The 10,686-nt window shown below is 42.8% G+C and carries 6 protein-coding genes; 1 reads left to right on the top strand and 5 read right to left on the bottom strand.

The annotated features are described in order from the left end of the window. Positions 1 to 195 precede the first annotated feature (195 nt). Together AAGC65_RS21870 and pbpC are read right to left on the bottom strand one after the other, a co-directional pair. Entirely contained in the window at positions 196 to 906 is a 711-nt protein-coding gene (locus AAGC65_RS21870; RefSeq protein ID WP_343114595.1) for a 3'-5' exonuclease, read from the bottom strand. Positions 907 to 1,008: 102 nt separating this feature from the next. Further along, positions 1,009 to 3,402, bottom strand: coding sequence for a penicillin-binding protein 1C (gene pbpC / locus AAGC65_RS21865; protein WP_343114594.1), 2,394 nt, complete (start codon positions 3,400 to 3,402; stop codon positions 1,009 to 1,011). Between the two features lie 81 nt (positions 3,403 to 3,483). On the opposite strand from pbpC, the gene AAGC65_RS21860 reads away from it, so the two are divergent. Then, complete coding sequence (locus AAGC65_RS21860) at positions 3,484 to 4,209, top strand: glycosyltransferase family 2 protein (protein ID WP_343114593.1); 726 nt, start codon at positions 3,484 to 3,486, stop codon at positions 4,207 to 4,209. Here AAGC65_RS21860 and AAGC65_RS21855 read toward each other — a convergent pair. The 3 genes from AAGC65_RS21855 to AAGC65_RS21845 form a co-directional block, all read right to left on the bottom strand. Beyond that, positions 4,180 to 4,953, bottom strand: a complete 774-nt coding sequence (locus AAGC65_RS21855) for a 4'-phosphopantetheinyl transferase superfamily protein (protein ID WP_343114592.1) — start codon at positions 4,951 to 4,953, stop codon at positions 4,180 to 4,182. The two genes, AAGC65_RS21860 and AAGC65_RS21855, sit on opposite strands and share 30 nt — an antisense overlap. 9 nt (positions 4,954 to 4,962) lie before the next feature. Further along, complete coding sequence (locus AAGC65_RS21850; protein ID WP_343114591.1) at positions 4,963 to 8,991, bottom strand: amino acid adenylation domain-containing protein; 4,029 nt, start codon at positions 8,989 to 8,991, stop codon at positions 4,963 to 4,965. 1 nt (position 8,992) lies between these two features. Beyond that, on the bottom strand, positions 8,993 to 10,686 hold a 1,694-nt coding region (locus AAGC65_RS21845), incomplete at its 5' end, for an aminotransferase class III-fold pyridoxal phosphate-dependent enzyme (RefSeq protein ID WP_343114590.1).

Genomic DNA, 10,686 nt, shown 5'->3' with positions numbered 1-10,686 from the left:
CCTTTGCTTGTATCTCTGCTTGTTAGGTATTCAGCAATCGGATGAGCGCAAGCTAGGTTACTGATTTACCTGATCCTTATTCGCCTAAAATAGCAATTGTTTCTCCTTTTTTTAAATCGAAAGATATACCTTTTACTGCTTTATATAAGCCATCCCTTGTTTTGAAATTAACCGACAGGTTTTTTACTTGCAGCATTATTGCCCTATTATGGTAATCAATTCATCTTTTATTAATTCTTCGCCCCGGTAGCGCCTGAGTAATTGCGCGGTGGCTATAACATCTTTCTGGCAATAGGTGCATATCCTGTCTAACTGATTCTCATTCCAATAAACATGACCAACCATACTACCGTCAATATCATCTTTTGGAGTAGGGATATCAAAAATAGCGGTAAGCAGATTGAGGGAGGTGTAATTTTTATAGTCACCAAACTTCCATAGCTCCATCGTATCCAAATGAACTACTTCCCAGGGCTTTTTACCGGCTATTTGTAACTGAGGCGGAATTGGCAGGCCACTTATTAATAAGCGACGGCAGATGTATGGAAAATCAAATTCTTTACCATTATGGGCGCATAACACTAAATTGGATGGCTGACTGAACAACAGCGCCGAAAATTTAGTAAGCAATTCTTTTTCATCATGTCCAGCAAATGATTTAATACGCAATCCGGTGTCTTTACCTCCGGTGAATATTCCGGCTGATATGCAAACAATTTTCCCAAACTCGGCCCAGATACCGGCACTTTTGTAAAAATCTTCGGCCGATTCATCCTTGCGCACATTCTGACTTTTGCGCTCCCATAATTTTTGCAGATGTTCGGGTACTTGTTCATGAGTACTGTACTGCGGTACAGTTTCAATATCAATTACCAGTAAATTATGCAGATCATACTGCTCAAGCATGTATATATAAATTAATAGGCCAATATAATTATAGTTTTCAGTTTTGAGAGGAGGGTATTGACTGAAATTGCTGAAGTATGATACTATTATATTAATATCACATCATTTACTTAATACTTCAAAGCTTATATTAATGGTATTGCCATTGCCATCTACCAGTGTGAGTATATGTTTGCCGGGTGGCGGATTTAAGGCCATCTGGTGAAAGTCCTGTGTGGTGCCTACATATTGATCGTCCAGGTGCCAGAATATTTTAATTCCCGGAACCCGGTGGGCCGCATTGCAGATCATCCTGCCCCGGCTGCCATCGGCCTCCAACGGAACGTATATTTTAGCGCCATCTTTAGGGTAGATCACTTCCATCGCGTTGCCGTTTTCCGCTTGCCCACAATCTGGCCGAAACGGAGGGAGCACATGATACTGGTAATTGCGGGCCTTGTAATAATATTCCATAGATGGGGGCAGTATAAACCATGTTTTGTTTACTATATTATCCGGCGATTCACAATTGCCGTTTACCTGATATTTACCATCGGCAGATAGATGTACTAATTGATGATAAGGGCAAACCGGTGCTTTTAAGCCGGCTTTGGGTATCCACATATCTTCGGTATCGTCACAATATTGCCCTGCGCGATAACCGCTTTGACGGCATACTTTCACCTTAACCATTTCGCCGGTTGGCATCTCAAACCAGGAACGCGACACGGGCAGTAATCTGAATATCTCGAACAGGGCAGGGGCTGCTGTATTGATCCCTGTAAGCCCCGGGCGACCTTCACCATCAGTATTGCCTACCCAAACCCCAACAACATATTTAGGCGTAACCCCTATAGCCCAGCCATCGCGAAAGCCAAAACTGGTGCCGGTTTTCCAGGCTACGCGCTGGGTCGAGCTGAATTGCTGCCAAAGCATCTCCTCGCCAGGACGCATTACTTCTTCCATAGCCTGGAAAGTATAATATATAGATGCTGCATCCAATAAACCCGATCGCTCCAGGTTTGGATTGGTTGTTGACTCCGGATAGCTGTAAACCGGGTTATGATAATCGGCCGGATTATACCAGCCTTTGTATTTATCGTAATGATTAAGTACGCGAGCCATATCTGCATAAGCGCCGCTTAGCTCCCATAAGGTATTTTCACCCCCACCTAAAATGAGCGATAGGCCGTAATGGTCAGCAGGTTTGTTTAGTGTACTTATACCTGCTTTTTGCAAAAAATCATAAAAGCGTTCATACTTAAATTGCTGCAGCATTTTTACCGCAGGCACATTTAAAGAACGTGATAAAGCCCTTGATGCAGGTACTGCCCCATCATAACCGAGATCAAAATTTTCTGGGTGATAACCTGCTATGAGTGTGGGTACATCGGGCAGCAAACTATTGGGCAATATCAAACCATTATGCAGCATAGAGGCATATAACAATGGCTTTAAGGTACTGCCGGGACTGCGCGGGGCATCAATAACATCGACATCGCTTTCCATCTGCGGGTCTTCCCGGTGTGCTATATTACCCGCGTATGCCAGTGTCGCGCCTGTCTCTATATCTAGCACAATAGCGGCGATGTTATTGATATCATTAGCCTTTAAAACCTGGTGATGCTGTTCTAATATATCGTTTACCTGTTGCTGCAAGGTGGCGTTAATACTTGTACGGATACGTGTATCACCAATAGGTTTGGCCTGATGATCATTTTTAAAACGTTGCAAAAGGTGAGGGGCTAACTGGGGTAATGGCACCGGGCGATCGGGCACAGGTTCTAAACTGGCTAAGGCAGCCGTTGCGCTGTCAATTACGTTTAATTGTTGCAAGCGGTGAAGTAACAGGTTACGTTTTTTTAATAATATATTCCGGTTTCTGCCAGGATGCACCAATGATGGTGAGTTAGGTAAAACTGCCATAGCCGCCATTTCGCCCCAGGATAGTTTATCGGGGCTGCGACCAAAATATCGCCAGGATGCAGCATCCAGCCCAATAACATTGGTGCCAAAAGGCGCATTGCTGCCGTAAAGCGCCAATATTTCATTTTTGCTGTAAGTAAGTTCCAGGCGCAGGGCCATCACAATTTCAAGCAGTTTATTCCAGATGGTGCGTTTGTGTTTAGTTGCCAACCGTATAACCTGCATGGTTATGGTACTGCCCCCACTGGTTACTTTTTTTGACAACATATTTTGTCTGATGGCCCGGCCAAAAGCCAATGCATCAAAACCGGGATGATGTTCAAAGCGTTTATCCTCAAATGCTATGATGCATTGCTTAAACTTATCGGGCACACTATCGTTATAAGGAAAACGCCATTGACCATCCCGGGCTATGGCGGCACCCAGTAATTGCCCGCTTTGGTCGTCAATTACATAGGATGTAGGGCTTTTAAATAGTGGCTTAGGCAAACAAAACCAAAACAGCAGGGTTAAACCAATCAGGAATGCAAGAATAAGTATTACTTTTGGTTTGGTTAAGTAAGTTTTTGCACGTTCAATTACAGTTTGCATTAATATATTTTCAATAAAGATATAATAAGCATTGTACAGCTATAATATACAAAAGCTGTATAGTTTTATAAAAATCGATAAATGGCTATTCAAAAACTATCTATTATTATCCCTGCTTATAACGAAGGTAACACCATACATTTGATTTTAGATAAAATTAAATCAGTAAGCCTTACTAATGATATTCAAAAGGAGATCATTATTGTAAACGACTGTTCAAAAGATAATACCGAATTTGCTATTACTGCTTATCAGCACTCCAATCCCGAGCTTAATATACAGTATTTTAAGCATGAGGTAAACAAGGGTAAAGGTGCCGCGCTGCATACCGGAATTTCAAAAGCTACCGGCGATTACCTGATCATTCAGGATGCCGACTTGGAATACGACCCGACAGAATATAACGATCTATTGAAGCCCGTAATTGCAGGTTTTGCCGATGTGGTATATGGCTCCAGGTTTATGGGCAGCAATCCTCACCGAATTTTATTTTTCTGGCATACTATTGGCAACCGTTGGTTAACATTTGCCTCAAACATGTTTTCCAATCTTAACCTTACTGATATGGAAACGTGTTATAAATTGTTCGATACCAAAATTATTCAGGGTATAAAACTTACCGAAAGGCGATTTGGCTTTGAGCCGGAGGTTACCATCAAAATTTCAAGGATACCCAGGGTCAGGATCTATGAGGTAGGAATATCCTATTACGGTCGTACCTATGAAGAAGGTAAAAAAATAGGTTGGAAGGATGGTGTAAGGGCTATTTTTTGCATCCTAAAGTACGGGTTGTTTAAAGCTCGTTAACAGCTTTTCCAGATTAATATCCCAATACTTGATTTGTCCGGCCGTTGTTTCGGTTGCTACGCTTGCCATATTCTGCTCATCCGGTTTAAAACTATTCAGGTGCCAGTTTTTTGATGACGATAATAAACTGCTGTTTACTTCATGATCGCCGTTTAAGCTGGGTATGTATTTCAGGTTATCATCCAAGCCAATGGCGGTTGCTTTGGTTAATGCTTCCTTGCGTGTCCAGAGTAAAAAGAAGCTGTTAATAGAATCCTGATGCGCTATATAATTGATCTCGTCCCGGTTAAAGTTATCAGCCAAAATCTCTTTATACCTGAACATAGGATCCATTTCTTCGGTATCTACACCGACTTCAGAATTGGAAACAGCTATCAAAACCCAATCGCCGGAGTGTGATACATTGTATTTTAAATTTTGCTGTAGCACACACGGCTTTTTATTTGTGCTTACCACAAATTTGATGGAGGTGGGGGCCAGGTTGGTATATTGGCTAAGTAAATAGCGTAACGCACCGCGGCTTATTACAAACCTGAGCCTGTCTTTCTTTTGTACGTATCTGTTTGCCCGCAATATCTCATCATACATTAATACCCTGAAAAAGTTATCAATAAACTCCAGGTTCGAGCTTATTTTGATGCGCCAAATATCAACACGATCATCTGTTAACGTATAATCACAGTTGCAACCGTTTTGCCATAAAATGTCATCCTGAAATCCGATACGAACTTTGATCTGATCCATTGTATAATTTTATTTTCTGCCAGCCTCGTTTAAACAGTTTTGTAATATACTTGCAAATACTTTATCGTTGGGCGCTTTAAATATGGAGTTATGCTCACCAGGTATCTTGTGTACATTCACCCCTTTTAAAGCATATGGTTTCCAGCCAAGATATTCAAAATCGTCCATATAAAAAGTATGGTCTTCGGCTCTGAATAATTCTACGGCTATGTTTTGCGGCTCTAATTTATATCGTTTTTCAGCTAAAACATTCATTTCATCAATTTTATTGGCATAGCCAAAAAATCCTTCCTGTTTTTCATTTTTAGATAATCTCCAGAGCTGGCGGGTAACTCCCCGTTTAACTGCTTTGGCCGCATGCGTAACGGTATTACCAAATCCATTATGGAATGATAAATTGTATAGCATTTTCCTCATGAAGAACTTTCCTCTTTTTACCTGCATGGTTAACCAGGGGTCATAATAAGGTGATCGGTACGCGTAGGTATCAAACATGGCCAGCATTTTTACCTCTTTACCCTGTGCCTGCAATTGTTTAGCCATTTCATAGGCAATGATGCCACCAAATGAATATCCGGCAAGAGCATACGGGCCATTGGGGTTTTGAGCCATGATTGAGGCATTGTAATGTGCCGCAATATCAAAAATATTGCTCAATGGTTCATCAACGCCATTAAGCCCTTTAGCCTGTAGGCCATATACCGGCTGGTCGGCATCCATACCTGATGCAAGGGTGTTGAACAGCAATACATTAAGCCCGGCACCATGCACAATATATAAAGGCATTTTATTACCGCTTGGTTTAACAGGCACAAGCGAATCCCAAACAATGGATTTTCCATCCATCTCCAGCATTAAAGCTAATTTTTCGATGGTGGAGTTTTCAAACAGCGCGGCAAGCGGCAGGCGTTTACCGGTAAGTTTTTCAATACGGGTCATTACCTGAACGGCAATGAGCGAGTGCCCACCCAACTCAAAAAAGTTATCGTAAATGCTGATCTTTTCAATCCCTAAAAACTCTGACCAGATATCAGCAACCAGTTTTTCAACATCGGTTCTGGGAGGGGCGTACTGGTTAATAGTTTCGGCCAGTTTTACATTTTGGTCAGCAAGGGCTTTTTTATCTGTTTTACCATTAGGTGTTAATGGCATAGTCGGTATCACAATCAGCTCATCAGGTACCATATAATCAGGCAGATTGGCTTTGAGCGCCATTCGCCAGCCTTTTATTTGTTCGGCTTCGTTTTCGGTTTGATAGGTGGTTTTTATAACAATAAAGGCAATCAGTTTATTAACTCCGTTTTTATCGGCCCGGGCTAAAACCACCGCTTCTTTAATGTTATATTGATTTACCAGGTGATATTCGATCTCACCGGTTTCAATGCGGTAACCGCGTATTTTTATCTGAGCGTCTATCCGGCCAAGGCATTCTAATTCTCCATTATCGGTAAATTTTCCAAGATCACCGGTACGGTACATTTTACTGCCCGGTGTATTGACAAAAGGGTCAGCGATAAACTTTTCGGCTGTTAATGTAGGCTGATTTAAATAGCCTTTGGCTACGCCTTCGCCACCAATATATAACTCACCGGCTGTGCCCGGCGGCAGTGGATTAAGATTTTTATCTAAGATATAGATAGACGTATTATCAATCGGCCGGCCGATGCTGATAAACGAATCATCAGCTTTTATTTGCTTAACGGTTGACCATACTGTAGTTTCTGTAGGGCCATAGACATTCCATAAGCTCGAGGCGCGTTGCAGTATCTTTTCGGCCAGTTCTTTTGGCAAGGCTTCACCGCCGCAAATAACTTTTATAGGGGCCGAGTTATCCCATCCAGCCTCCAGCATAATACGCCAGGTATAGGGAGTAGCCTGCATAGTGGTTATACCTTCACGCCTGATCAAATCAAGCAATGCACGACCATCTTTAGCTTCGGTGCTATCGGCAATAATGATTTCAGCGCCGCTTAAAAGGGGCAAAAACAGCTCCAGGCCAGATATATCAAAACTCACTGTGGTTACAGCCAGCAATTTATCAGCAGCTGTAATACCCGGCGCTTTTTGCATGCTGTACAAAAAGTTGATCAGGTTATGATGGGCTATTTGCACACCTTTAGGCATCCCGGTTGAGCCGGAAGTATATAGTATATAAACCAGATCATTGCCGTTTACATCAACTTCTATATCGGTTGCAGGGTACTGCCCAAGCTTAGGCCAAATATTTTCTATCAGGAGTTCTTTAGCATTTGATTGGTAATGCTCTTTATAAGGTTCGGTGGTGATTAAAAGTACGGCAGCCGAATCAGAAAGCATATGATTAATGCGTGGCAAAGGGAACTGCGGATCAACAGGGACATAGGTTGCACCTGTTTTCATGATACCCAGCATCACGACAACCAATTGTTCTGACCGGTTAAGAGCAAAGGCTACCTTGTCGCCTCTTTTAACGCCTTCACTAATCAGCAGGGCCGCGAGTTGGTTTGCCTTTTCATTTAACTGTTTGTAGGTTAGGCTTTCACCAGCAAATTTGACCGCTGGTTTATCGCCAAACTTTTGCACCTGCTCACTGATCAGTTGGTGAAGGGCTTTATCTTTAGGGTAAGCCGATGCAGTATCGTTCCATTGACGTAGCTGAGCTATTAATTCGTTTGAGTTTTTAAGCGGGATATTACCGATCAATTCATCCGGATCATTTACCAGTTGTTTTAACAGAAATTCAAACTCATCCATCATGGTACGGATGGTTGATGCAGTGAATAATTGCGTATTATAAGACCATTCCAGTACCAATGATTCGTCGCGGCCGGATATGTTTACAAATATTTCAAAGCTTTCGTACTCCCGCGGGTTACTAATGAGCTGATGCTGTAAGCCTTCAAACATTACATCATCATCCATACCCATGTCTATGTTAAACATTACAGGTACCAATGGTATCCGTGAGGCATCGCGGGGAATGTTTAAGTTTTTGAGCAGGCTACCAAAGGTGTAGCGCTGGTGTTCATAAGCATCTAAAACGGTAGAGATTCTTTGTTTCAGATAAGTTTTGAATGAAAGCTCAGCTTTAGGATAGCTGCGTAAGGCCAGCAGGTTAACACAATGCCCAACCAAACCATAATTTCCGGTAGCTGATTGCCCGGCAGATGGTAAGCCTAAAATGATCTCGTCCTGCCCGGTTAAGCGTTGCAGAAATACTTCAAAGGCAGCCAGTAAGGTGGTTACAAAGCTGCTACCATTACTTTTGCCCAGTTTTTTTAATGCTGACGCCAGGTTGCTATCTAAATGAAAATCATCACGATGGCTTTTATAGGTGCGCACCGCAGGGCGTGGAAGATCGGCAGGGATATTTAACGTGTGGCTACTGCCTTTAAATTGATCAAGCCAGTAAGCCTCGGTTTCTTTATACTCAGGGCTTTGCTCAAATGTAAGCAACTCGGCAGCATAATCGCTAAAAGCCGGTGCTGCCGGCAAATCAATATATTGGTGTTTAGCATAAGCATTATATAGTTTGCTTAGGTCCTGCATCATGATACCTATCGACCAACCATCGCAAACTATATGATGTGCGATGAATGTAAGTAAATATTGATCACTAGCCAGTTTTAACAATAATGTTTTAAATAGTGGGCCATTTACCAGGTCAAACGGCGTTAATGCTATCTGGCGGTTTTGCTCATCAATAAATAGCTGTTGTTCTTCAGCAGAATGGTTTGAAATATCATGCTGCTCAATTTCCAGGTCAAGTTCACGATATATGCAGATGTACTTGCCATCGGCGCTAAAACTTGATCGTAAAGCCTCATGCCTGTTGCTGATGTCTTGAAGGGCGCGCAGCATAGCATCATGGTTCAGAGAACCTGACAGTAATAATGAGAATGATTCATTATAGGCGCAGTTGGCATCGTTGCCACCGATAAGGCATGATGCCCAAATTTCAGACTGAGATGCCGTTGCAGGGGCAAAGCTCAGTAATTCGGGGCCTGTGAAAGGGTTAAACTCAACAGGATCTATATCATATGTGTAAACAGTATCCAAATTAATTGCTGCTAAGTTTTACTTGTAAATATTTTCCGGGATTATTTTCGTCATTGATGAACCAACCAGGGTTGCCTTCTCGGTCGCGGCCAAGCTTGGCACCAGGAACAGGAGGTTCTGCTATTGATGATACAGCTAAAGGTGCTTGGGCTGTATCAGGCTTTTCCGAAGGCATAAAACCTGATTCTATCAGCTCGGTAACACTTTCGCCAAATTTGCTGATGATCTGATCAACCTCTTCCTCTGTATGTGATGCTGTTAAAAAGCAAGGGAAAAGGTCCCAGATATGGATACCTTTCAAACGCATCAGTGTAAACAACAGCTCGCCATACGCCAATTCATATTTGAATTTAATTTTCCATAACGAACCAAAGTGCGGTATATATATTGGCAAGCCATGCTGCTCGCAAATCTCATTTAAGGCATCGGCAAGGCGCTTGGTACGGGCGTTTAAGCCTTCCTGTAAAGCCGGGCCTTGTTCTTTCAAATATAAAAGCGTGGCTTTACCTGCTGCCAGCGCTAATGGATGGCGTACAAACGTACCGGCGAAGTAAGTAACACCAGCTTCTGGCGTGGAGTCATCCCCGAATTGCCAGTTGCCGCCATCTAAAGCGTCCATGTACTTGCTGATACCGGCAATAGCACCAATTGGCATACCTCCGCCAATTACCTTTCCGTAAGTGCCTAAGTCAGCCTTAATGCCAAACATGGCTTGTGCGCCGCCCTGGTGCATCCGAAAGCCGGATATCACCTCATCAAATATTAAAACTGTATCTGATTGCTGGGTTATCTCCCTAACTTTTTTCAGGAACGCGACCGGCTGAAATTCAGGTCTGCGGCTTTGTACCGGTTCAACCAGTACAGCTGCCAGTTCATGTGCACGTTCTGCTATGATTTGAAGCGATTCTTCGGTACCATAATCCAATATCAGCATGTTCTGCACCACCTCCGGCATGATACCGGGCGCGGCAGGTACTGTTTTTAATTTTTTAGTACCGCGAACGATAACCTCATCATTAATACCATGATATGAACCGCTAAAGGCTACAATAAGAGAGCGGCCGGTTACGGTACGTGCTATACGCATAGCGCCCAATACAGCTTCAGAACCGGTATTACAAAGCGCTGCACGGTCAAAATTGGTAAACTCGGTTATCAGTTTACAAACCTCACCTGCCAGCTCATGTTGCGGGCCAATTTCGTAGCCCTTTTCAATCTGTTCCAGCACTGCTTTTTTGAGATAATCAGTTTGGTAACCTAAAAAGTTTGAACCGAAACCATTCAGGGCATCAATGTATTCGTTGCCGTCAATATCCCAAACATGGCTGCCTTTGGATCGGTTGACCACCAATGGATAAACCACCTCCTTGGTTAAAGGTCTGAAACCACTAACCACCCGGGGATCGGCCATGTACGAGCGGTCTTTTTGTGTTTGTGCTTTACTGCCTTTGGTTTTCGCATTGTATTGAATAGTAAGGTCTCTTAAAAAAGCCGATTGCTTTTCATCCAATTCCTGGGTTTGTTTTTCAATGCGGGCTGTGGCGCCAAAAGGTTTTTTTATTTCAACGGCTTCTTCAGGAGTAAGCTCATAAGTTACTTGCTGTGGTTTTACAGGAGTTGGTACAGACGCCGGGATATTGTTGTTTTGTATAGTAGGCTGCTGACTGTTTCCGTTCTGTATCAATGCCAGCTGGC

Source organism: Mucilaginibacter sp., from assembly GCF_039207105.1.
In the GTDB taxonomy this organism is placed as follows: domain Bacteria; phylum Bacteroidota; class Bacteroidia; order Sphingobacteriales; family Sphingobacteriaceae; genus Mucilaginibacter.
This window is presented reverse-complemented; position numbering and strand designations above follow the sequence as displayed.